General features: G+C 37.1%; 19 protein-coding genes and 1 pseudogene. 7 read left to right on the forward strand and 13 right to left on the reverse strand.

From position 1 onward, the window contains the following. Nucleotides 1-92: 92 nt before the first annotated feature. A complete protein-coding gene (locus C9J31_RS23230) occupies nt 93-758 on the forward strand; it encodes a hypothetical protein (protein WP_107950539.1) in 666 nt (221 codons plus the stop codon). Beyond that, on the forward strand, nt 755-1,027 hold the full coding sequence (locus C9J31_RS23235; protein ID WP_107926856.1) for a hypothetical protein: 273 nt from the start codon (nt 755-757) through the stop codon (nt 1,025-1,027). Before C9J31_RS23230 ends, C9J31_RS23235 begins: the two co-directional genes overlap by 4 nt. A gap of 122 nt (nt 1,028-1,149) precedes the next feature. Here C9J31_RS23235 and C9J31_RS24105 read toward each other — a convergent pair. Continuing rightward, nucleotides 1,150-1,886, reverse strand: a pseudogene (locus C9J31_RS24105) (SDR family oxidoreductase). A gap of 300 nt (nt 1,887-2,186) precedes the next feature. Here C9J31_RS24105 and C9J31_RS23245 point away from each other — a divergent pair. Continuing rightward, nucleotides 2,187-2,729, forward strand: coding sequence for an ECF transporter S component (locus C9J31_RS23245; protein ID WP_107926858.1), 543 nt, complete (start codon nt 2,187-2,189; stop codon nt 2,727-2,729). A gap of 93 nt (nt 2,730-2,822) precedes the next feature. Here C9J31_RS23245 and C9J31_RS23250 read toward each other — a convergent pair whose 3' ends face one another. Next, nucleotides 2,823-4,310, reverse strand: a complete 1,488-nt coding sequence (locus C9J31_RS23250) for a malate:quinone oxidoreductase (RefSeq protein ID WP_211634927.1) — start codon at nt 4,308-4,310, stop codon at nt 2,823-2,825. Nucleotides 4,311-4,785: 475 nt separating this feature from the next. On the opposite strand from C9J31_RS23250, the gene C9J31_RS23255 reads away from it, so the two are divergent. Beyond that, the gene (locus C9J31_RS23255; protein WP_107927092.1) at nt 4,786-5,277 is read left to right on the forward strand and encodes a hypothetical protein; all 492 of its coding nucleotides are present in this window, start codon (nt 4,786-4,788) and stop codon (nt 5,275-5,277) included. Between the two features lie 214 nt (nt 5,278-5,491). On the opposite strand, the gene C9J31_RS23260 is transcribed toward C9J31_RS23255, so the two are convergent. Both C9J31_RS23260 and C9J31_RS23265 read right to left on the reverse strand, forming a co-directional pair. Then, on the reverse strand, nt 5,492-5,770 hold the full coding sequence (locus C9J31_RS23260; RefSeq protein WP_107951465.1) for a hypothetical protein: 279 nt from the start codon (nt 5,768-5,770) through the stop codon (nt 5,492-5,494). Nucleotides 5,771-5,987: 217 nt separating this feature from the next. After that, a complete protein-coding gene (locus C9J31_RS23265) occupies nt 5,988-6,797 on the reverse strand; it encodes an MBL fold metallo-hydrolase (protein ID WP_107951466.1) in 810 nt (269 codons plus the stop codon). Nucleotides 6,798-7,527: 730 nt separating this feature from the next. On the opposite strand from C9J31_RS23265, the gene C9J31_RS23270 reads away from it, so the two are divergent. Further along, nucleotides 7,528-11,418 carry a S8 family serine peptidase gene (locus C9J31_RS23270; RefSeq protein WP_244854851.1) on the forward strand — a complete coding sequence of 1,297 codons (3,891 nt, stop codon included), beginning with the start codon at nt 7,528-7,530 and terminating at the stop codon, nt 11,416-11,418. Nucleotides 11,419-11,807: 389 nt separating this feature from the next. On the opposite strand, the gene rlmH is transcribed toward C9J31_RS23270, so the two are convergent. The 9 genes from rlmH to C9J31_RS23315 form a co-directional block, all read right to left on the reverse strand. Then, nucleotides 11,808-12,287 (reverse strand): 23S rRNA (pseudouridine(1915)-N(3))-methyltransferase RlmH, encoded by a 480-nt coding sequence (rlmH, locus tag C9J31_RS23275; RefSeq protein WP_054768466.1) that lies wholly within the window; start codon nt 12,285-12,287, stop codon nt 11,808-11,810. A 90-nt stretch (nt 12,288-12,377) separates the two neighbouring features. Then, nucleotides 12,378-12,542, reverse strand: a complete 165-nt coding sequence (locus tag C9J31_RS23280) for a CxxH/CxxC protein (protein ID WP_107925979.1) — start codon at nt 12,540-12,542, stop codon at nt 12,378-12,380. Between the two features lie 182 nt (nt 12,543-12,724). Then, the gene (locus tag C9J31_RS23285; RefSeq protein ID WP_107925977.1) at nt 12,725-14,020 is read right to left on the reverse strand and encodes a S1C family serine protease; all 1,296 of its coding nucleotides are present in this window, start codon (nt 14,018-14,020) and stop codon (nt 12,725-12,727) included. Between the two features lie 277 nt (nt 14,021-14,297). Next, a complete protein-coding gene (locus tag C9J31_RS23290) occupies nt 14,298-15,086 on the reverse strand; it encodes an MBL fold metallo-hydrolase (protein ID WP_107925975.1) in 789 nt (262 codons plus the stop codon). Nucleotide 15,087: 1 nt separating this feature from the next. Then, nucleotides 15,088-15,909, reverse strand: coding sequence for a two-component system regulatory protein YycI (locus C9J31_RS23295; RefSeq protein ID WP_054768467.1), 822 nt, complete (start codon nt 15,907-15,909; stop codon nt 15,088-15,090). Next, nucleotides 15,896-17,218: a YycH family regulatory protein gene (locus C9J31_RS23300; RefSeq protein WP_107951467.1), complete on the reverse strand. Its 1,323-nt coding sequence runs from the start codon at nt 17,216-17,218 to the stop codon at nt 15,896-15,898. Before C9J31_RS23300 ends, C9J31_RS23295 begins: the two co-directional genes overlap by 14 nt. Further along, a complete protein-coding gene (gene walK, locus C9J31_RS23305) occupies nt 17,215-19,080 on the reverse strand; it encodes a cell wall metabolism sensor histidine kinase WalK (RefSeq protein ID WP_107951468.1) in 1,866 nt (621 codons plus the stop codon). The genes C9J31_RS23300 and walK overlap by 4 nt, the downstream gene beginning before the upstream one ends. A gap of 5 nt (nt 19,081-19,085) precedes the next feature. After that, entirely contained in the window at nt 19,086-19,799 is a 714-nt protein-coding gene (gene yycF / locus C9J31_RS23310; protein ID WP_107951469.1) for a response regulator YycF, read from the reverse strand. A gap of 412 nt (nt 19,800-20,211) precedes the next feature. Beyond that, nucleotides 20,212-21,678, reverse strand: coding sequence for a M23 family metallopeptidase (locus tag C9J31_RS23315; protein WP_107951470.1), 1,467 nt, complete (start codon nt 21,676-21,678; stop codon nt 20,212-20,214). Between the two features lie 332 nt (nt 21,679-22,010). Here C9J31_RS23315 and C9J31_RS23320 point away from each other — a divergent pair, with 332 nt between their 5' ends. Next, nucleotides 22,011-22,682, forward strand: coding sequence for a YitT family protein (locus tag C9J31_RS23320; protein ID WP_238602211.1), 672 nt, complete (start codon nt 22,011-22,013; stop codon nt 22,680-22,682). After that, entirely contained in the window at nt 22,672-23,532 is an 861-nt protein-coding gene (locus C9J31_RS23325) for a YitT family protein (protein WP_107925971.1), read from the forward strand. Before C9J31_RS23320 ends, C9J31_RS23325 begins: the two co-directional genes overlap by 11 nt. Nucleotides 23,533-23,702 lie beyond the last annotated feature (170 nt).

The raw sequence follows: 23,702 nt of genomic DNA on the forward strand, positions 1-23,702 counted from the left end.
TTCTTGACAAATTGAGTGTGTATATAATTTAATTAATATATATTTTAATAATTAAAATATATATTAATTAAATTAAAAGAGGTGCTTTATCCATGAATGAAGAAATACAACAGCTTCGAAGTATAACCCTTACAAGTGGCAAGATCAAAAACTTGGCTGCAGATTGTGAAATACTAAAAATCCGTGGTTCTGTTGCTTTACACCAAGAACTACACTTACAAAAGATTTCTACTCACGGACATAGTTCTTTCCATTCTCGCGTTGTAGCGCAGGTTTTAAATAATACGGGATCATGTATGATAAAAGATTTTTGTGACGTTACAGAAATGACGAATGCTGGAAATCTAACGATGAAAAATGGGCAAGTACAGAAAATTAACAGTACCGGGAAGCTAACAATCGAACAAAAATTACAAGCAGAACATTTTAACGCAACTGGCTTCGTTAAAGCGAAGGAAATACATGCAAAGCATTTTCAGTTAAAAATGTCGGGGCGAAGTGAAATCAATCAGCTTTTTGCAGATGAAATTTGTGTAGAAAAAGATAAGCTTTCCCTGTCCTTCTTAAAGAAGAAACTGGTTTGTAAAAGAATAAATGGAAGAACCTTGAAACTTTCTAATACAGATGCGGACGTTGTTCAAGGGGATGTTGTATTGATCGGAGATAATTGTCATATACAAACACTTTATTACAAACAAAACTATACAGTTTCTCCAAATGCTCAAGTGCACCTTATCATAAGGAGTGAAAGTGAATGAAAATAATTCTGGCGTTTTTTTGCTCGCTAGCAACTTTAGTCTTATCTATCCTATACGCAGGGTTGATGGTAAGTGCAATACTATCGATACTAGCAGGTATTCTACGTACAGTGGGCTTCGAACAAATAAAAATGAGTATTTGGCAAGGCGTTGACCTTCCAGTCATTTTAAGTATTCCTTTATCGCTCGTTGTTTCTTTTTTGCTTTTTATTGCTTCGCTTTACGTAAAACGTTCCATTACATTTTGTCTTTTAAAGTTAAGGTTTTAAAAGGCTATTAAATCTATTCATGTAAAATCAGTACTCCATGAATTTTAACTTAAAAATATTTATGAACGAGAGTAGGTATTTTTTACATCTAACAAGCCTACTCCCACTTTCTATTATCAATATTAGAGATGTGAACCTCCGCTTGCATCGAGTAATTGGCCAGTTACCCAACGACTATCCACCGATGCAAGAAATTCAGCAATATCGGCTACATCGTCCGGCTCCCCCCATCTGTTAAAGATTGAAGAACAGCCGCATATTTTTGTCCTTCTTCGTTTTGCAATGTTCCCGCATTCATTTCTGTGTTAATAATACCTGGCTGGATAGCATTTACTGTTATATTTCGAGTTCCTTGGCTAGCAGGTGCGTAAATGTATCGATAGCCCCTTTGGTCATACTGTAGGTAAATACACTCGGAGAAGCTACACGTGTCACACATGATGAAATATTAATAATGCTTCCCCCATCTTGTAAACGAGGTAAAGCTGGTTGTGTAACAAAAAGTGGTGCTTTAACATTAATCTGCATCACCTCATGGAAAGGATCCTTCCGTTGTGTCTTCCAAGTTAATAACTTGACCAATTCCAGCATTGTTGACCAAAATATCGAAAAGGTTATCACTTATGCGTTCCTGAATAATATAATCTAATGCCACAAATAAATCTTGAATGCCGTCGAGCGTGCTGAGATTGGCACCAATCGCACGAGCATTTCCGCCATTTTGTGTAATTTGTTGAACTACTGCCTCTGCCTCATTGCGTCTTTTACCATAATGAACAATGACAAAGGCACCCTCTTGCGCAAAATGCAAAGCAATACTGCGACCAATCCCGCGACTAGCACCAGTAATCAAGGCAATTTTTTACCTGCCAACTTCCCATGTTTCCATCCCCTTTTGTAAGTATTGAATTCTCATTCGTTATTTCACAGGATTATATTTTAAATGGTGCGCTCTCATTCGGTTAGGCGCAGCATGGCTTTGATTGGATTAGGCACTTAACGAATCTCAATAAAAAGCTTGGCGCATAAATGAAAACACTAATAACCTTAAACTGACCATATAAAAATACGAAAAATTGATACTTTTAAATAGGCCAATCCTTTGTTAACTTTATCAATAAATAAAAACCAATACGAAAGGTAAGAAAGGTCTATCACTATGAACATTACAAAAAGTACGAAAAGTTATACAACTACACGCGTTTCTGATCTGATTCAAACTGCCATGTTAATTGCACTAGTATTCGTTGCAACACTCTTTATCAATATTAAATTACCTATTACCGCCAACGGTGGTTTGGTTCATCTTGGAACGGCTATGCTCTTTATCACATCCATCTTATTTGGTCCTAAAAAAGGAGCAATGGCAGGTGCTTTCGGGATGGGCTTATTCGATTTAATATCTGGCTGGACATTATGGGCACCTTTTACTTTTCTAACTCGTGGTTTGCAAGGCTATATAGTTGGAAAAATTGCCTGGTCACAGGGTCGCCAAGGGAATAGTATTACGTTCAATCTTATCGCTACCATCATTTCAGTTCCCTTTATGTTAGGAGGTTATTATATTTGTGAACGTGTGTTGTTTGGCAATTGGATCATACCAGCAGCCTCTATTCCTGGTAACCTCGTTCAAAACATTGTAGGCATCTGCGCAGCTATCCCAGTTTGTATCGTGCTGAAAAAAATTAAAGTTTTTAAATAATTTATAGAAAATACGAAACTAGATTTTCTACACTCAAAATTAACAAAGAACCTTCCATCCAAACAGGATGAAAGGTTCTTTATTCTTATTTGATTAGTTATTGTTTAAACCAAGCACTTGTGCTGTAGAAGTATGAACTTCTTCTAGAAGCTCTGGGTTTTCTACTAATTTGATGCCATAAGAAGGAATCATTTCTTTTAGTTTTGGTTCCCACTCTTTTACTTGTTGAGGGAAGCACTTGTTAATGACTTCAATCATTACTGGAACGGCAGTTGACGCACCTGGCGAAGCACCTAGTAAGGCCGCGATGGAACCATCTGCTGCACTAACTACTTCTGTCCCAAATTGAAGCGTTCCTTTACCACCAGCTTCAGTATCTTTGATAACTTGTACACGTTGACCCGCAACGACAATATCCCAATCCTCGCTCTTCGCTGTCGGGATAAAGTCACGCAACTCTTCCATACGTTGATCTTTCGATAACATCAGTTGTTGGATAAGATACTTTGTTAAGCCCATTTCTTTTACGCCTGCCGCCAATAATGTTGTAATATTATGCGGTTTTACAGAAGCAAATAAATCCATATTCGAGCCTGTTTTTAAGAACTTCGGTGAGAAGCCCGCGAACGGACCAAATAGTAACGATTTTTTGTTGTCGATGAATCGTGTGTCCAGATGCGGCACAGACATTGGTGGCGCGCCAACCGCAGCTTTGCCGTATACTTTGGCATGATGCTGCTCGACAATCTCTTGATTGTTACATACCATAAATAAACCACTAATTGGGAATCCACCGATATGTTTGCCTTCAGGAATACCTGATTTTTGTAATAACTCTAAGCTTCCGCCGCCTGCTCCAAGGAAGACGAATTTCGCCGTATGATATTCCATTCTACAGCCATCGATATCATGTACTTTTAACTCCCATGAGCCGTCTTTCGTACGTTTAATGCTTTCGACACTATGTTTGTAGTTGATATCAACATCTTGCGTTTTTAAATGGTCAAATAACATGCGCGTTAAAGCCCCAAAGTTGACATCTGTACCTGTGTCAATTTTTGTTGCCGCAATCGCTTCATCCGCTGGACGGTCTTCCATAATAAGCGGAATCCATTCCATCAGTTTCTCTGGGTTATCGGAAAATTCCATCCCTTTGAACAGCGGATTATTAGCCATTGTTTCAAAACGTTTTTTCAAATACGCGACATTTTTCTCGCCTCTTACCATACTCATATGTGGTAATGGCATGATAAAATCTTGTGGGTTTTGGATGAGCTTGCGATTAACAAGATATGACCAAAACTGCATAGAAACCTGGAACTGTTCATTCACGTTGATGGCTTTGCTAATATCAATAGAGCCATCTGGTTTTTCAGAAGTGTAGTTAAGCTCACACAATGCTGCATGCCCTGTTCCCGCATTATTCCATTCGTTCGAGCTTTCTTCTCCGGCGTTTGCAAGTTTCTCAAACACAGTAATATTCCAATCTGGTGCTAATTCTTTGAGCATTGTTCCCAAAGTCGCACTCATGATTCCGGCACCAATTAAGATGACGTCTGATTTAATTTGTCTGTTACTCATTTCTACCATCCTTATACCTAATATTCGCAAGAAAGGTTGTTGGCGCTCCTGCTTAGGTGTTGTAGCAAGCAAAGGCGTAACTAGTCACATACCTTTTCTGTCTCAATTATAACAATCTCTTTGTGTATTACAATTTTTCATACATTAGAATCGCCTCTATTATATAACAGTTGTAATCTATTTAAAAGATGATAAAAAGTAGGGAATCCCTGCAAAAGATACGATGCATTTTTCTAAGGGAGCATACGGGGCAATTATTTTCTATTATTAAGACCTTAATTATTCGCTAGCTTCCCTGCTATATATGATGATTTATGCAACATATATTCATTTCTTTGTATTTCATCTGTCACCCATATTGGAGATGTTACATAAATTAAAGGGACACTGTTCGAATATTATTGGTTTTCTTTTCATAAATAAATGATTTATCTCACCGATCATTGATTGAGATGTTATCGAGAAAGGAATGGCTATGGTAAATTTTAAATCTTTTCGTGGATTGGTTACACAGATAAACGATTTTTCAGTCGGGCAAAATGGGGAAGGGGAGGGTTGTTATAAACTCATGACGGTAGAAGATGGTACTGGTGGCATCGTTAATTTTGTGGTCTCACCTTCTACTTACTTTGTAAACCAAGAAATTGTCGCTCGGGGTGATTGGATTACTGGCTATTATGATGGAGATGCACCTGTACCAATGATATACCCTCCGCAATATCGAGCACTTATTGTTGTAAAGGAAAACAATAATCAATTTGTAAAAGTAGACTTTTTTAATAGTCAATTGGTGAGTAGTGATGGTCAATTGCAATTAAATCTCTCTCCCTACACCCCTATTTTACTTAAAAACGGGCAGCCTTTTTCAAAAAATCCTGCAAATCGAAACTTAATTGTTGTCTATGGTCCTACTACCAGAAGTATTCCTGCACAAACCACACCGTATGAAGTCATCGTCTGGTGTTAGTTAATTAAATAGTTATTTCCTTTGTTGGATTACAGTGCAAAATCAACAAAGGAAAGCCTAATGTTTCATATTCTGTATAGCATGTCACTGTTTAGTCTACACTTGCACGCAAATCGACAAGAAAAATTAACGGCTTAAGCTATTACAATATAGTGCTTAAGCCGTTTTTAACGTTTTATTATGATGCCCGCTCTAAAGCACGTAGGTTAGGGTTCTACTGCTTTTTCACTTGCTCTTTCATGTTGTGTAATTGTTGCTTGATTTGCTCTAAGTATTCATTATTTTGTTGCACCGTATCCAAATGCTCACCATATTGCTCTGCATTGTAACGTGCATTTTCTGCATGTTTTATTTGATCGAAAGCATGCTCAATCGCTATCTCCTCTGGGTGTGACTTTGCATGCTTCAACAAACGCTCTGCCTTTTGAACAGAGTTGCTAAACAAAGTACTTGGATGATCCTGTTTCCAGCTTGTATCTGAGTGCTTAGCCAATTATGCCTCTTCCCTTCTGTGCCAATTAGATAAATTATCTAAACATAGTATTGTAAAATGGCCGGAAAATATGCATGGATTAAGTAGCGTATTTTTAGCTATCAATCTTAATAACCTTTTGGAAAATTAAATGCCTCCAAACTTGATAAATCAAACAAACTATAAATGAAACCTAAATACGAAAAGCACTCACATAAATAACTACTTCAAAATCATATTAATTTTCCTCTGAAAATGCTTGATTTGCCATTTCCTTATTGGCAGTATGAATTCCTTTCATACCTTCAAAAAATGGATATTCTCGACTTAAATAGCTTACTAGCTCTCCATTATCATGGAGTAATTGATTCAAATAATACTTCGAACAGTTTAGCCGCCTTTCAATTTCCTGTTTAATTTGTGTTGTCGTACCATGTCCAGGTATGAGCGTTGTTATTTGATGATTAAGCAAAATATTTTCAGCTTTATTGATAGTATTTACATAGTCTTTATAACTGCTGAAAATAAACGGAAATTCAATTTCCGACAGGTAATCCCCTGAAAGAAAAAGACCATAAGGTTCAATAACTGTAAATAAACCATCATTTGTATGACCAGGTGCTTTATAAAATGTCATGGTTAACGAATCTAAATCTAATTTTTGCCCATCCTCTGAAACAACAATATCTACTGTTGGATATATAGGCATATAGCTTCTGTTTAAATAATATTTCTGGTCAAAATTTTTAATTCTTTCTATACTTTCTTCTTTGTCTGGATTTTCATCAAACTCTTTAGATGCGATTACCTTAGCTTCTGGAAAGGCACCAGACCCAATAATATGGTCAAAATCACTATGTGTATAAATGATATAAAGCTGTTTATCACCTATTATTTTATTTATATAGTCCTTTATTTCTTCAACTTCAGTAGGTAACCAATTAGGATCTGTCATAATTACAGCGTTATTCGTTTGAATTATTGCCGATGTAGTCACATATAATGCACTTTGAAAAACAGTAATATTTTCTTTTTGGAATTGAATCATTGTTGAACCTCACTTTTCCTCTTACAATTTATACATGTTTCTTTGATTTCTTATTTTTTACTTATATCCATCAATTCGCGCAATATTGTTAAATTCCTTTTCTTATAAAAAAGTATGCGCATTCAATTTAAATTTCGCATACTAGGTTTTTTGATTACAAGCATTCATTACGAAGCGATTAAATGATCCATTGCTGGAAAATCACTTCCCTACATTGATAATGTCAGTCTGTATGTACCAAAAGAATGTTCAAAATATGGTGCTTATCAAAATGCATTAGACATATTTTAAATAATGTGCGTACTACAAAAGAAAACCTAACCTCTGCACAATCTAAAATACGTGATACAAATATATTTTTTTCGCTCCTTAAACCTTCCTTATTATACGTATCACATACTAAACCGATTTCCTTCCAATCACTCCTCTTACTGCCCTCCTAATTTTCTATAAGCAACTACACCACCGACTGTACCTACAATTGCTGCCTTGATAGGATTAAATGAAAAAATTATAGAATTACTGTAAGTCATTTCTCATTTGAAAGTTCTACTTTTTTATTACATTACTAGGAAGATAGATTTAATCTATGTTTGATAAACTGATACTAATTAACAAATTTTAGAATATTTAAATATTTCGGTATTCGGATTAGTTCCATTGTGATAAATTGGAAATATCACATTAAACTGAAAAGTGTGACAATTAAAGGAAGAGGAGGAAATGGGATTTGAAAAATTTTAAGTTTATGAAGTTCTTAAGTAGTATTCTAGTTTTCGTTATGGTGCTTTCTCTATTGGTTCCATTGTCGAGTGCTAGTGCTGAAGAATCGAAACCATTCAAGCAGGATAGTCAAAGCGAAAGTATAATTCAACTAAAGGCGGCTATTGCTGAACAGCTAAGCTTGTCTAAAGATGGTCCAACTCTCCACGAAAGCTTACAAAATATATCAGGCAATCAACAGGTTGCAGTCATCGTTCATTTATCTGAAAAGCCTGTGGCACTAGAGCAAGGAATGAGCCAAATCAAAGGCGAAGAATTCTCTAAAGCCCAAGCAAATGAAGTTCGTTCAAATGTAAAAGAACAACAAGCTGAAGTTAAAGAAGAGTTAGCTGCTAAAAATGTTCAGATGACTCAAGGATACACATTTGATACTGTTTTAAACGGTTTTGCGGCAACAGTGAAAGCAAATGATCTCCCGAAACTGCTAACAGTAGAAGGAATTACATTAATCGAACCTGATGCAATTGTTTACGCATCAGAAGATAATACGATGAAATCATCGGAACTTATGAAGGAAGATTCATTAGAAGCTCAAATGAATACAAGTAATTCTTTCCTTGGCATCGAACAGCTTTGGAAGGAAGGACTTGAAGGACAAGGAATAAAAGTAGCAGTATTAGATACTGGTATTGATGTAGATCACCCTGAGTTTGCTGGAGTTTATAAAGGTGGAAAAAACTTCATTCCGAATTCAGCAACTTACACGAAGCCTCGGGCAGATGACGATGCATCGGAAACATTGCCTTCGGAGCGTCCAGCCGGGACACCTGAATTTAATGAAAAGGGAAGCGCGTTCTATACTTCTCACGGTACACATGTTGCTGGAACAATTGCAGCAATCGGAGCTAACGAATTCGGTATTAAAGGAATTGCTCCCGAAGTAGACCTTTATGCTTACCGTGTTCTTGGGGCATACGGAAGTGGAGCTACATCTGGTATTGTTAAAGCAATTGAAACTGCTGTAAAAGAAAAAATGGACGTTATCAACCTTTCACTTGGCGGGGGAGCTAACTCTGAAACGGATGCTGGTTCATTTGCTATTAATAATGCCATGATGGCTGGAACAATCGGAGTAGTTGCGACAGGAAATGAAGGTCCAAATCGCGGAACAATGGGCACGCCTGCAACTGCTCGTTTAGGAATTGCTGTTGGTAACACAACAAATCCTGAAACAATGTATAACGGGGAAGTGAATGTTACAGTTGGCAACTACAACTTAACAAAACAGCTTCCATTAATGGGAACGACTTTTGGGAAAGATTTAGCAACACAGCTACAAGGAGAATTTGACCTAGTTGCTGTTCCTGGAAACGGAGAAGTAAAAGACTTTGAAGGAATTGATGTAGAAGGTAAAGTGGCATTGATTTCTCGTGGCAGTAATGCATTTGTTGATAAAATTGCGAATGCAAAGGCACATGGAGCAGTCGCAACAATTATTCATAACTTTGCTGGTGGAACGAATGCACCGAACATTTCAGGCACATTCCTTGGTGATTCATTTGATTTTCTACCAACATTTGATATGTCCCAAACGGATGGCAATACAATTCGCGCTGCATTAGCAGGCGGAGCCGGAAAAGTAAGCTTTAGTAAATTTGCTTCCACAAAGACACTGGGAGATGATGTAAACGATTCAAGTTCACGTGGACCATCTACACCAAACTTTGATATTAAACCAGATGTAAGTGCACCTGGAACAAACATTATGTCAACGATTCCAAAGTATAAAAAAGATTTCCCTGATGCAGATTATGGGGAAGCATATGGTCGTAAAACAGGAACTTCTATGGCAACACCGCATATTGCAGGTATTGCTGCATTAATTAAACAAGCAAATCCTGGTTGGAATGCGTTCGATGTAAAAGTGGCGCTTTCTAATACAGCAAAGGTTATAGATAAAACAAAATACGATGTGTTTTCTCAAGGTGCAGGGCGTGTAGATGCTTATGCAGCAGCTCATCCAGAAATTCTTGCCTATGCACTTGATAGCGCAATTTTAGATGGAACTGGTGCAGTTACAGAAAACTTGAAAGGTACAGTTACTTTCGGTCCACAATCACTTAAAGACCGAGATATTTCTGTAACCAAACAAGTTTTAGTAAAAGATATGAAAGGGAACGGCGGCAATTATAACGTATCAATTGATGTAACAAAAACATTTGGTGATGCAACTGTTACAGTAGATCAGCCGACATTTAATATAGATGGTGAGCAACTTTTAAATATTACATTAACTGCTTCACAAGCTACGGCACCAAACGGCTCTGAAATACTAGGGTATATTTCCATCAATGGAGGATCTACAGAAATATCATTGCCATTCGCAGCTGACTTTGGCGGAGCGGCAGCAACTGAAATTAAAGATTTTAAGATTACAGAAACAGACCTATCCTTTAACGGAGATGGAGTAAAAGACTCAGCAGTACTTTCATTCACATTAACTGGAGATGTAACAACTAACTATATCGAGCTTTGGGATATTATGAATCCTGAAGGTGGAGAATACGGAGATGGCTACATTGGTTATCTACATGCAGGTACTGCGCTAGGAAAAGGCTCTTATACGCTGAATATTGGTGGGCAGTACAAACCATGGGGAACAGCACCTGCCACAAAGATTCCAGATGGTCTGTATACAATTGACTTCACTGGTCTTGCAGCATCAGGAGTAGTTTCCGATTATGTTGGACCAATTATCGTGAAAACGACTAAACCAGAAATTACTGGTTCAGTAGCTAAAGGTGTCGCTACAGGACAAGTAACAGATAAGTATATCGACTACAATGAAGAGTTATATTTATACGGTTTAGATTACAATTTAAATGATAAATTAAAAGCTTCCTATGTTTCGACGGTAAATGGCGAAATACAAGCTCCAGTTGCTTTTGAATTAAATCAAGACGGTAGCTTCACATTCCCAGTAACAGCAGAAACAAATGCTGTATCAGTAATAATTAAAGACGCTGCCGGGAATGTTGATGAAGCGAAGATATATGAAAAAGAAGTAGTAGAACCAGTAGTAACACTTTCTGTAAATCCAACTAAGCTAGACCTAACAGCTGGAGAAACTGCACAAATTACGGTGACAGAAACGTCAACGCCTGCAGAAGGTGAGGCAACAGAGGAAGACGTAACTCCAAAAGCTACTTATGTTGTTGCAGATGAAAATATTGCAACTGTAGTAAATGGATTCGTAACTGCAGTAGGTGAGGGCACGACTACCATTACTATTTCATATGGTGCTAATAAAGTTGCTGTAAATGTTACAGTTAAAGCACCTGTTGTAGAAGTACCAATAGTAACACTAGAAATTGACCAAGCTCAGGTTGAAACTAGTATAGGTAAGGAAGTTACAGTTAAGATTACTGAAGTAACTACTTTTGATGGGAAAACAACAGAAAAAGATGTTACAAAACTTGCAACCTACGAAGTAGCGAATGATAAAATAGCTACTGTAAATGCAGGGGCTGTAAAAGGAAAAGGTCAAGGTAATACGATGATTACGGTAACGTATGGTGAGCACACACTAACATTTGATGTGTGGGTTGTAAAACCAGGGAATGGCAATGGTAACGGTAATGGCAATGGCAATGGCAACGGCAATGGCAATGGCAATGGCAATGGTAACGGCAATGGCAACGGCAACGGCAACGGCAACGGCAATGGCAATGGTAACGGCAATGGCAATGGCAACGGTAATGGCAACGGTAATGGCAACGGTAATGGCAACGGTAATGGCAACGGTAATGGCAACGGTAATGGCAACGGTAATGGCAACGGTAATGGCAACGGTAATGGCAACGGTAATGGCAATGAGGTTACCGAGGATGTGTTATAATTAATTTCAGTTCCAGCAAAAAAAAGAGAAATTGCACAGCGCAATTTCTCTTTTTGCTATTTATTATAAAGCAATCCCTTTAAAAAGATTATCTCCTACTAAACTAGCTGTGACATTTTCTTTTTGATTTTCTTGCCATATTTGATACAAATCAATTCCTCTTTATCTCTCCCAAATCAACTTCATTTGTTGTAGAAGCTCTTCCCATGTTTGCCTTTTTTCTTTCGTTACTTTGCCAAGGTCAACTCCCCTCCTTCACTTAATTAACTAGCGTAATAATAAAACGTTACGAGATTTCCAAAAAAATAGACATATTCATTTTATCTGAATATGCCTAAGTATTAATTATATAAATATATAATATTTAAAGATGCATTATAAAACCGCACTTACTTATGGTACGGTTCGCCCTTCATGATTCTAAAGCTTCTATAAATCTGCTCGATTAGCACCAACTTCATCAGCTGATGGGGCAATGTCATTTTGCCAAATGATTGCTTTTCGTCGGCGCGCTTCAATACATCGTCGTGTAAACCAAGAGAGCCTCCTATTACAAAGGCAATTTTACTTTTACCATATGTCATTAATGACTCAATATCTGTCGCCATTTCCTCAGAGGTTTTCATCTTGCCATTGATGGCAAGCGCAATAACATATGTGTCAGGACCAATTTTAGAAAGAATACGCTCTCCTTCTTTCTTCTTGACGATTTCCATTTCGGCTTCGCTTAATTGCTCCGGTGCTTTTTCGTCTGGCACTTCCATTAATTCCATCTTTGCGTAACTACCTAGCCGTTTTATGTACTCATCAATTCCCATTTTTAAGTACTTTTCTTTTAGTTTCCCGACTGATACAATCGTTATATTCACACGTTATCCACCTTTACAATTCATTTACAAACAAATTATCCACAAAAGTTATCAACATATCCACAAGCACTTCCTATATATTGTGTAAAGTTATTTCCTTGATACAATATATTCTCCTGGCTCTTCACAGTAACTGCATTTTGTGGATAACTTTTTATCCTCTTCGATTTTATCCATAATTGGGAATACTTTTTCCTCTGCCACGAACATGTCTAAAGCGTGATCTATATGCTTTTCACAGCTGTATTTTTCCATTTTTACTTGACTCCTTATTTTCCGAAATTTCCACAAACTTATACACAAATCAGCCTATGTTATCCACAATCTATTGTAACAAAGGAAAAGCGAGTAGGAAAGAAAAGGCTTTCTCCCACTACTCGCTGTGTAAAGTTACTATTCACAATTTTCTAGTTATCCACACCACTTAAAGTGTTACTTTACAGTGTATCACTATTTGTTAACTTTAATGATAGCTCGACTAATTTACCTTGGCGATATACTTTCATTGTTAATTCATCACCAGTCTTTTTCTCATTATATAAATGTTTACGTAAATCGATAGCTGTTTCAATTTTTTCGCCATCCATTTCCACAATGACATCATATTGTTTTACGCCTGCTTTTGCAGCTGGTGAGTTCCCCATAACATCTGTAATCACAACACCTGTTGTTACTTCTTCTGGTAACTTCAATGTTTGTTGTTGGTAGAATGCTGGTACATCTGTTAAATCAACTAGCGAAATACCCATTGTTGGACGTTTCATTTCACCGTTTTGTTCTAGCTCTTCAATAATTGGAATAGCTGAGTTAATTGGGATGGAGAAACCTAGACCTTCAACAGATGATTCGGCAATTTTCATAGAGTTAATGCCGACCAATTCCCCTGCTAAGTTTACAAGTGCCCCACCACTGTTACCTGGGTTGATGGCTGCGTCTGTTTGTAAAACTTCTTGCTGCCAATCTTCTGTACCATCTCCATTTAAGTCCACTGGCACCGAACGATCTTTACCTGAAACAACACCAGTTGTAACAGAGCCATAAAATTCTAAACCAAGTGGATTCCCGATAGCAATTACTGTTTCCCCTTGCTTTAAGACATCTGAGTTACCGAATGTTGCAACTGTTTTAACATTTTTGGAGCTAATTGAAATAACAGCAAGGTCTGTCCACATATCACGACCTACTAATTGTGCCTCTTCTTTCGTGCCATCTGCCATTGTTACCTCTAACTGTTTTGCCCCTTCAATAACGTGATTATTTGTTACGATAAAAGCTTTGTCGCCTTCTATTTTATAAACAACACCTGAACCGCTTCCTGCCTCTTGTGTTGATGTCGAAGGTTGACTCCAAAAGCCATTGCTAGTCACTTCTTGTATATTGGTAATTCCGACAACAGCCTCTGAGGCTTTTTCTACCGCTGCTGTAACGTCTGTTGTTACTTCAGTTGCTACCTGATTAATGGTTGTGTCGTTTTTGTCTGAGCCATTTGTTGTAGTCCCTGGCATTTGATTGACAAGTCCAGGTAGCATTAGCCAAACGAGTAAAGCGCCAATAATGACACCGATAAGACCGCTAAAGAAGTAACCGCCCTTACCACCTCCACCTTTCTTTTTTAAACGCTTTGATTGCATTTCCCTCTCGTCCCGTTCGAGTCGCTCTTGTAGAGGTGATCTCTGTATTTCATCATTATTTAGAAAATCACTGTTTTTATCGTTATCTTGAAAATTACTCATCGTCCTCATCCTTTCATTTACTGCTATTTGTTAATTGTTACCCTTATCTTACGATTCAAACATTAAAATCAGATGAAAAATAAATAAAATAGACATAAAAATAGCTGTTCAATGCATTCATTTCAAAATGCACTTGAACAGCTTTTTTTATGAAGACTCTAGTAAATCTTATGGCTCTTTTCCCACCCTGTCCGTCTGCGCTCCATTTCCCAGGAGACAGTGGCAAAGCTTGTAGAAGTAATCTCTGTAAGCACTCCAACCACCATTGGCCTTTATGTTAAACGGTTACTAACTTTGTAGGCTCATCTGCGTCTGTATCAAATAAATGCACATATTCGCCTGCAATAATACCACATGATTGCAAGGTTTGCGAAACACTCATGCGCGCCAACTCTTTCATGTTATTGTCCTTACTTAAATGTGATAAATAAATATTGGTCTGCTTGTCAAAAACAACCTCACTCATGGCGATAGCAGCATCCTCATTTGACACATGTCCTACATCACTTAAAATACGTCGTTTTACCGACCATGGATATCGGCCCATTTGCAACATATTCACATCATGATTACTTTCAAACACAAAGGAATCTGCCCCACGGATTATCCCTTTCATACGATCACTCACATAACCTGTATCAGTAATGATAACGAGCTTGCGCCCATCCTCATGGAATGTATAAAACATTGGATCTGCCGCATCATGTGATACTGCAAAAGACTCAATCGCTAATGAGCCGAAATGTTTCACAGTATCCATTTCGAATTCGAATCTTTGCTCAACTGGAATATCACCTACGAGCCCATCCATTGCCTGCCACGTTTTAGCGTTAGCATAGATTGGGACATTATACTTTCGTGCTAAGACACCAATTCCTTTAATATGATCACTGTGCTCATGTGTGACAAAAATGCCATTTAGCTTTTTCATATTACGGTCGATTTTTGCAAATAGTTGTTCCATTTTTTTACCACTAAAGCCCGCGTCGACGATGAAAGCATAATCGTCGTTCTCGACATAAATTGAATTGCCTGTACTACCACTTGCTAAAACACTAAATCGCATACTAAACTCCCCAGTCTTCTTCTTCGCCCTCTTGCTTGTCCCCTTGGATTTCAATAACATTACCTTCAACAGCATTGACAAAGTACTCTTCTGTTTCTCCATCCGATAATTTCACGCGTACTTCCCATGTTGGAACAAGTACCTGTGTTCGAGTTAAATAAACAAGTGTCGAGTAGCCTAACTTCATTTGCGTAATTCGCGAATCTGGCTTTAACAGCCCTTTTGCATATAATGTCTGTAGAATTTGAAGAGGTGGGATGACGCTTTCTTGTTGCTCCATCTCTTCAATACTATCAATCATTGTTTGCTCGTACATTGTTACTTCGTTGTTTGAATTCCATCGTACTTTTAATAAACCACTCTTATTGTAATAAAGCATTCGATTATTTGTTTTTTGGAAGAAAATTGCGACACGTTCCTCACGGTCTACCTTCCATAATGCATAAGAAGTACCCTCTTTAATATGCGCTTGAGCAAATTCTGTAAAGCTCGTATCATCATTTACATTTCGTAATTTCACAGGACTTTCCAGAATAACGCGCGCTCTCGTTTCAACGGAGAGATCCACTTGATGATTTGAGTTAACAAATTCAGCGGGGGTGAAATTATGGACTTTGCCAGAAATGTACGTAGCCGATTCTATACTATTTGGGAGTGCCCCATACGTAATATTATCATCTTCTAAACGAACCCCAATTGTTTTCTCACCAGATATTTCTACGTTTTGCGCCTCGTTATAACGACTCACGTACAACCAATATAAGAAAATATTGAGGATTAGAAAAACCATAATAAAAATGGATTTTGTTCTATTCCAATCCATTTTTGACACCCCCTAGCATATCAGGCGTCAATAAAATCCATGCACCATTGCGTATAACAAACCACCTTGGCTCTAAATTAAATAAACTTTCGTTTTCTTCTTTCGTTAAATAATAACCCAAGACAATTTCATCTATATCCGATAATACAATATTATTAAGCGTATGAATTTTTTCTACTATTTCTGCTCCAGAAGGTAATTCCTTAATCTCTTGTTCCGAAATATCCATATCTAATGAAAAGTATGGTCGTTTATAACGGAAAATGCGATTGTCCCCCCAAACAGTTGTAATGCGGGTTGTTGCCTGATCGCTATATACCGGGTATCCCTGTAAATAGAGTTGATAATCCAATTGATTTTTACTTGTACTTGTTGATACATAGCGATAATCCGCTGTGAAGCCCCCATGCTCATTGATAAATTCAAAACTACTATTTAATAGTTTTGACGGCTCTGTTCGTTCACTACTTTCTGCAGCTGGATACACGTAGTTCAAGGATTTTAATCTCTTATCGATGGTCATTAGGGACATGCCATCTGTATACTTTTCAGATGTAGAACTTTCAACATTGCTCTGTACAATATTTGGATCTGTAAATAACACATTTTTAAATGATTCAAGTGGTAAATCAACTATATAATACGTATACTTTACAGATTCGATTTTATCGTTGGCTACATAAAGTGACGTATAGCCATCACGCTCTACTTCTTTAAATACACCATACTGCTTTGATGGTTCAACAATATCACTTACAAACTGGTGAGCATTTGCAATACTTACATGTGAACGTAGCAGTGATTTGTTATTGCTACTTACGAAAAATATTTGTAATTCTTTATTGTTGTATTGGCTCCAATCTATAATCATACGATTGAAGGTTGTTTCTGGTAGTTCCTTATCAGCAAATTGAAAGATAGAGCTAAATGCTGAGAATGGAATCTCCCCAGCAAAAAAGACTGTCATACGATTATTTGCCCGAATCAGCTCATTGACATAGTCTGATGAAATTTCATTATTAACACGCACCAACTCAAGAATGTTCCAGCCCTTAAAAGCATTCATAATATCTTTCATAGCGCTATTCGATACAGTTCCGGTAAATTCATCTTCAGCTCGATAAATAGCTTTATAAGGTTTGATGACATCTTCTAGATTTTTTTGTGCATCAATTAAGATTTCTTTGCCTTCTGTTTGTTCAATAAATTTATAATCTGGCGTATATGTCCAAATAATAAAGGTCAACACAACACTCAACATCACAAGTAGAAATAAAACAGCAGATTTAACTGGTTCTATATATTTCATTCCCACTCACCCGCCTCGTCAAATTCATCTAAATCATATGGTAATGTGAAGAATATCGTTGTACCATGACCTTCATCACTTTCCGCCCAAATTTTCCCGCCATGTGCCTCAATCATTTCCCGTGCAATAGCTAGACCAAGACCTGTTCCACCCATTGAGCGTGCACGTGCACGGTCTACTCGGTAAAAACGATCAAAAATGCGACCGACATTTTCTTTAGGAATCCCCATGCCGTCATCGGAAATCATAACCTTCAACATATTGCCCTGAACAGTAAAGCCAAAGCGTACATTACCACCGTCGGGTGAATACTTAATAGCATTGGAAATGATATTATCGATAACTTGTGTCACCTTATCAGTGTCAATTTCAACATAATAAGATGCCTCTGGAAATAACCGTTCAAATACTACCTTATCTGACTTAGACATTTCAAAGCGATCGATGATGCGATTAAAGAATGAATTAAATAGGACAATGTCTTTATTCAACTCATAATCCGCACTATCCATACGAGATAATTGTAATAAGTCATTGACTAAACGAATCATACGCTCAGTCTCTGTTTGTGTAACATTTAAAAATGTCGGTGCGATATTTTCATCTTTCCAAGCTCCATCAGCTAATGCCTCTAGATAACTGCGCATCGTTGTTAATGGTGTTCGTAGTTCATGTGAAACATTGGATACAAACTCTCTACGATCCATTTCAATCTTTTCCTGCTCCGTGTTATCATGTAGCACGGTAATAAGACCATTGATAAAGCCCGTCTCTTTTTGAATAACTGAGAAATTCGCGCGTAATATATATGGAGCATCTGCCGTACTGAAATTTAAATTTACTGCATCATTCATGTAAATTAAATCTTCAAAGCTATATTCCTGATCGATGCCTAAAACAGATGCAATTGGGCGACCTAGTGTAATATCTCTTGAAATATGCAGTAATTCTAGTGCAGGGTCATTAATAAGAATAATACGCCCTTTACGATCAGTGGCAATTACACCATCTGTCATATTACTTAGCACCGAATTGAGCTTACGTCTCTCTGCCTCTGTTGTCGATTGTGCCTCCTGCAAGCGATTCGTCAAATGGTTAAAGGTAAGAGCAAGTTGCCCAATCTCATCTGTCCCATAAACTCGTACTTTACGTGAATAGTTCCCTTTTGCCATTGCCTGTGCCTGCTTTCGCATATCAGCAATTGGCTGTGTAATTGTACGAGCCACTAAAATTCCTAAGAAGATAGTGATGACTAAGGACATCGCTGTTCCGCCCAAGAAAATACGGTTAATATCATTCATTTGTTCAAAAACTGATTCAATATTTGATTCGATATAGAGTACCCCTATAATTTCATCATCAGGACCTGCACCATCACGAATTGGCGTTGCTACCACCCATACTCGATCACGCGTTTTATTGTCAATTTTTATAATATCAAATAACGTTTCTGCTGAAATTGCCCGACGTACAATGTCCGTATTCGAACGTTGCCCAATCAAATTTTGGTTCTCTACTTCTGAGGTTGCGAGTATACGCTGGCGACTATCTATGACGCGAATCTCTAAAATATCGCCAGTTGAAACATCCTTTAAGCCCGTAGAGAATTCCTTTACGATAGACTTTAGACTTTCCTCAAGTTTTGGCATACTTTCATCGCGTTCTTTTAAAATTTCTTCACGAATGCTATATTGCATCAAATCGACACGTTGAAAAATGGATTCTTGGAAATTACTCTTCAAATTTCGCTCTAATTCACGTGCGAAATAGATGCCTATAATTTGCAAAGCTAGCATGATTAGTAATATATAAATAAGCACTAGCTTGACATGAATTGATTTAAAGAAGCTCACTTTCTGCATTCCGTTTACTCCTGTTCAGGATTTCGTAAATAGTAACCTACACCACGCCGTGTCACAATCCACGCTGGGTGACTTGGATTGTCCTCTATTTTTTCACGTAAACGACGAATCGTTACGTCCACAGTACGTACATCACCGAAATAGTCATAACCCCATACGGTCTGTAAAAGATGCTCACGTGTCATCACTTGTCCTATATGTTTACCTAAGTAATGTAATAGTTCGAACTCACGATGCGTAAGTTCAATTGATTCTTCTCGCTTCATCACTAAATAAGCGTCCGGCTGAATAACAAGAGAGCCTACAACAATTTCATTTGATTCTTCCTGTGCTTCTTCTGTAGCTGGAGCCACTACTTGTAAACGACGCATATTGGCTTTCACACGAGCAATCAGTTCCCGTGTACTAAATGGCTTCGTTACATAATCGTCTGCGCCCATCTCTAAGCCCAATACTTTATCAATCTCAGAGCCTTTTGCCGTCAGCATAATAATAGGAAAATCATATTTTTTTCGCACTTCCCTACAAACTTCCATACCATCGCGCTTTGGTAACATTATATCTAATAGCATTAGATCTGGCTGTTCTTCCTCAACCTTCTCTAGCGCTTCATCTCCATCATATGCACAAATAACTTTGTAGCCTTCTTTAATTAAATTAAACTGTAAAATATCTGCGATTGGTTTTTCATCGTCAACAACTAATATCGTTTTGTTCATCCATTCTCTCCCTTTCGCTATTCCTCTATTCTATTGTAAAACAATGTGTGTAAATTATTAATTTTATTTTAGGGTATTTAACACTTGTCTCGTCGCTTTGTTTCCGTACAGAAAGACAGTGTGGATATTTACGGAAAAAGCTAGTCAACTTTATTCAATGAAGTTAAAAGTCACTACTCTTAACTCTAACATGCTTTTAGCTTCCATGCATTATTCATGATTAGTTTATCTTTTCGACAATTACTCTAATCCCTCAATTACTTGAGATTATTACATACTAAGTGTAACTTTTTACATAAAATTAAGAGTTTCGCCGAATAAAATCACTTATATTTCTTGGGAAATAACAACTTTTTTATAGTTATATGCAAAAAGACAGCCCAGCGTTTGGACTGCCTTTTATACAAGTTAATTACCGACTAACATAAGATAAAGGATTCACAAGCGCACCATTTTTCTCAACTTCAAAATGTAGATGTGTACCTGTTGAATTTCCAGTAGAACCCATAATTCCAATAACTGAACCCTTTTCAACAACTTGTCCAACCTTTACATCAATAGAAGATAAATGTCCGTATAAAGTCGTATAGCCATTATTATGATTAACAACAATACGATTTCCATAGCTACCTGAAACCCCCGCTGCTACAACAACACCATTATCTGCTGCAAGGATATTGTAGTTGCTAGGGCGAGCAATGTCGATACCTCGATGTTGGGCACCCCAACGTTGGCCCATTTGACTCGAAATATAGCCACCTACTGTTGGCCAAGTAAAATCACCTGTCCCGCGAGAAGAAATAACCTTTGTCCCTACAATTTCGATTTCCTCAACAGGCTGCTGTATGATTGTTTCTTCTAATGCTACTTTTGATGTGCGTGTACCATTTTCAGATGTTAATAAATAGGATGTCTCCTTTTTACCGTCAACACCTTGCTGCTTTATAACTGATTCCCCTTTATACATCGTTGGGTCTTCTTTTATAACCTTCTTAAACGGAATTGTATCTGTAACTTTCTTTTCTTGCTTTACAGCAATTGTTACAAACGGCTTGGCGACAGTGACATTAATCGCTTGTCCTATTTGCAATACTGTATCCACGGTAATACCAGGATTTAAAGCTAATAACTCAGCAGTTGTTAAGTCATGTTTTTTTGCAACTGATCCTAATACATCACCAGATTGGATGTTATATTTTTCTTGTTCGACGGAGCCTGTCATTAATAATTTCACTGCGTCCTCAGGCGTTAGTATAGCGTTAGGCGCTATTTTTTTTGTGACACCTGTAACTCCTTGTTTAAAGGAAATATCTAAGATTCGCGTTTCACCAGATTGTAAAGCTGGTAAACCATTCATCGCTTGTTGGTCCGCATGAAAACTAGCTAACTCTTGCGGTGAAACATATTGTAGTTTCAACATACGAACAGTTTCTTCATAAGCTTTAGCATCTTTTAAATTAGCAATGGGCTTGTTATCTACTAATAATGAAAAAGCTGGCGTTTGTGCTACTAGAGCTTGCTCAACCTTCTCCAATGTTTCTATATCCTTTGTTTCATTACTGAACACTTGCTCTGGTATTATCTTCACAGCTGAGTCAGCATCTATGGCGTATTCCTTGTACTGATTACTTGCTTCTTTTTCTTTTGATGCAATGATTTCCTTAACAGCTTTGTCATCAGATACAGCACCCATATATTTATTGTCGACATAAACGTGGTAGATTTTATGTAACGCTTCTTTATGATTAATTTCTTTGGCATACCCCATATTAATCGTTAAGCTTGCCATCAACACTGCAATAATTGATACCTTTTTAAAAGAAGAAAAATTGTAGGTGAATCTATTGTTTTCTTCTTTGTTATTCCAAGACGAACTCATCAATAAAGCCCCTTCCAACTTTACCCTACTATAGGTTTATTTACCCACAAGGGTTTTTTTTGCACCACTATAATGTACCATAAAGAAAATATTGAGTGAATATTTTCTCCCTTTTGTAATGAAAATGTATTATTTATCTACTAATTGTTACATAACTCCGGCTTTTGTTTGTTGCTATTCTCTTGTATTTATATTCAATTAATAAGGTTTTTAAACAATTTTATACTTTTTACTTAAATTCTAGACAGTATTTAGACTTATTACTTTTTACTTGATTCATATTTCGATAAAATAGAATAAGGTTACTACACTAGTTGATTGGAGCGATTGATTTGAGTGATTCACAGACCTCTGCACTAGCATCTCAAGCAGAGAAGCCACAGAAAAAGAATAAAGCCCGCAGACTTATAATCAGAACTATTATGGTTATCCTTAGTGCTGTTGTAATGGTCGTAGGACTAGCGTTATTTTTAGTGCCCAACCACATCATGGATGGTGGAATCATTACTGTTTCTAATATCACTTCACATTTATTAAGTTTACCACTTGGTATTTTCATCTTCGTTTTAAACTTACCTGTTATCTTTTTAGGCTATAAACAGCTTGGTAAAACACATGCGCTTTCTATCGGAATTGGAATTACTATACTCTCCGTGGCAACAATTCTCCTACATAATTTAGACCCATATACAAAAGATATACTACTAGTATTCGGAGGCATGATTTTAGGAATTGGTGTTAGTATTGTTCGCTCTGATGGTACTATAGACGATACAGCGATTTTGGTGAATTTATATAACGAAAAATTAGCACTCTCGGTCGGCAAAGTTATAACCATTTTTAACTTATGTATGGTAGTTGGTTTTGTGAAGCACACCATGTTTAGTGTTACCCAGAGATTCAAATCTAAGATTATTGAAGGAAGGATATTTTTACGTTCTTTATATGTAGACAACCAATATTTGGTATTAACGAAGAAATCAGGTGTAAATTATGGCAAATAAGCGTAAAGGGGTAAAGTTCGCAACAAGAGTTTTCATGATTATTATTGGCGGGTTGATAGCTGCGTATGGATTAGAAGCAGTATTAATCCCAAATAATGTATCAGATGGTGGTGTTACCGGTCTTAGTATCGTTGGCTCAAAATTATTCGGATTACCATTAGGACTTCTAATTGCAGTGCTTAATATTCCATTCATATTTTTAGGATATAAACAAATTGGTAAAACTTTTGCTATCTTTTCAGTAATTGGTATTCTCTCTCTTGCAATCGGTACAAGCCTTATGCATCATGTACCTACAATTATAGAAGGGGATACGCTGTTAGTGACTGTTGTCGGTGGTATTATCATCGGTTTTGGTATGGGACTAGCGTTGCGTAATGGTGGGGCATTAGATGGTATTGATATGCTTGCCGTATTACTTTCTCGAAAATTACCATTTGGTACGAGTGATTTAATTCTTTTTTTAAACCTCTTTGTATTCATTATTGTATCAACAGTATTCGGTTTACAGGGTGCAATACTATCGGCAATTGCGTACTTTATAGCTTCCAAAGTAATTCATATCGTTGAAGAAGGTTTAAGTGGTTCTAAAACCTTTAATATTATCACAAGCGAGCCCGAACTAATGGTAGAGACAATTCGCGACCGATTAGGACGAACGGCAACATTTAAAATTGTTCAAGGAGCTTATTCCAATCAACAATTTAAGGAAATCTCTTGTGTCATTAATCGTTTGGAAGATAGTAAAATAAAACAAATTATTCATGAAATTGACCCAACTGCTTTTGTTACAGTATATGAAGTAGTAGAAGTTAAGGGAGGAAATTTCAAAAAACGAGACATTCACTAATTAAAAAGGATATAAATCACAAAAAGACGGGCCATTATTATAGCTCGTCTTTTGTCTTCTCTACATATCATTAGCAGCTTATAAGTTACGTTTATATTGTATTTTTAGCATAATCCAATGTTATTCCAGATGATGCATGTGCTCACCAAAATTCACGAAAGGCCACAATA

The sequence above is a fragment of the Lysinibacillus parviboronicapiens genome, assembly GCF_003049605.2.
Taxonomy (GTDB): Bacteria; Bacillota; Bacilli; order Bacillales_A; family Planococcaceae; genus Lysinibacillus; species Lysinibacillus parviboronicapiens.

What these genes read in the sequence shown, in the direction of transcription:
- C9J31_RS23285 (WP_107925977.1), bottom strand. Translation starts at nt 14,020, where the DNA reads ATGAGTAATTTTCAAGATAACGATAAAAACAGTGATTTTCTAAATAAT.
- C9J31_RS23280 (WP_107925979.1), bottom strand. Translation starts at nt 12,542, where the DNA reads ATGGAAAAATACAGCTGTGAAAAGCATATAGATCACGCTTTAGACATG.
- C9J31_RS23255 (WP_107927092.1), top strand. Translation starts at nt 4,786, where the DNA reads ATGGTAAATTTTAAATCTTTTCGTGGATTGGTTACACAGATAAACGAT.
- C9J31_RS23300 (WP_107951467.1), bottom strand. Translation starts at nt 17,218, where the DNA reads ATGAAATATATAGAACCAGTTAAATCTGCTGTTTTATTTCTACTTGTG.
- C9J31_RS23235 (WP_107926856.1), top strand. Translation starts at nt 755, where the DNA reads ATGAAAATAATTCTGGCGTTTTTTTGCTCGCTAGCAACTTTAGTCTTA.
- C9J31_RS23250 (WP_211634927.1), bottom strand. Translation starts at nt 4,310, where the DNA reads ATGAGTAACAGACAAATTAAATCAGACGTCATCTTAATTGGTGCCGGA.
- C9J31_RS23230 (WP_107950539.1), top strand. Translation starts at nt 93, where the DNA reads ATGAATGAAGAAATACAACAGCTTCGAAGTATAACCCTTACAAGTGGC.
- C9J31_RS23245 (WP_107926858.1), top strand. Translation starts at nt 2,187, where the DNA reads ATGAACATTACAAAAAGTACGAAAAGTTATACAACTACACGCGTTTCT.
- walK (WP_107951468.1), bottom strand. Translation starts at nt 19,080, where the DNA reads ATGCAGAAAGTGAGCTTCTTTAAATCAATTCATGTCAAGCTAGTGCTT.
- yycF (WP_107951469.1), bottom strand. Translation starts at nt 19,799, where the DNA reads ATGAACAAAACGATATTAGTTGTTGACGATGAAAAACCAATCGCAGAT.
- C9J31_RS23265 (WP_107951466.1), bottom strand. Translation starts at nt 6,797, where the DNA reads ATGATTCAATTCCAAAAAGAAAATATTACTGTTTTTCAAAGTGCATTA.
- C9J31_RS23290 (WP_107925975.1), bottom strand. Translation starts at nt 15,086, where the DNA reads ATGCGATTTAGTGTTTTAGCAAGTGGTAGTACAGGCAATTCAATTTAT.
- C9J31_RS23315 (WP_107951470.1), bottom strand. Translation starts at nt 21,678, where the DNA reads ATGAGTTCGTCTTGGAATAACAAAGAAGAAAACAATAGATTCACCTAC.
- C9J31_RS23295 (WP_054768467.1), bottom strand. Translation starts at nt 15,909, where the DNA reads ATGGATTGGAATAGAACAAAATCCATTTTTATTATGGTTTTTCTAATC.
- C9J31_RS23325 (WP_107925971.1), top strand. Translation starts at nt 22,672, where the DNA reads ATGGCAAATAAGCGTAAAGGGGTAAAGTTCGCAACAAGAGTTTTCATG.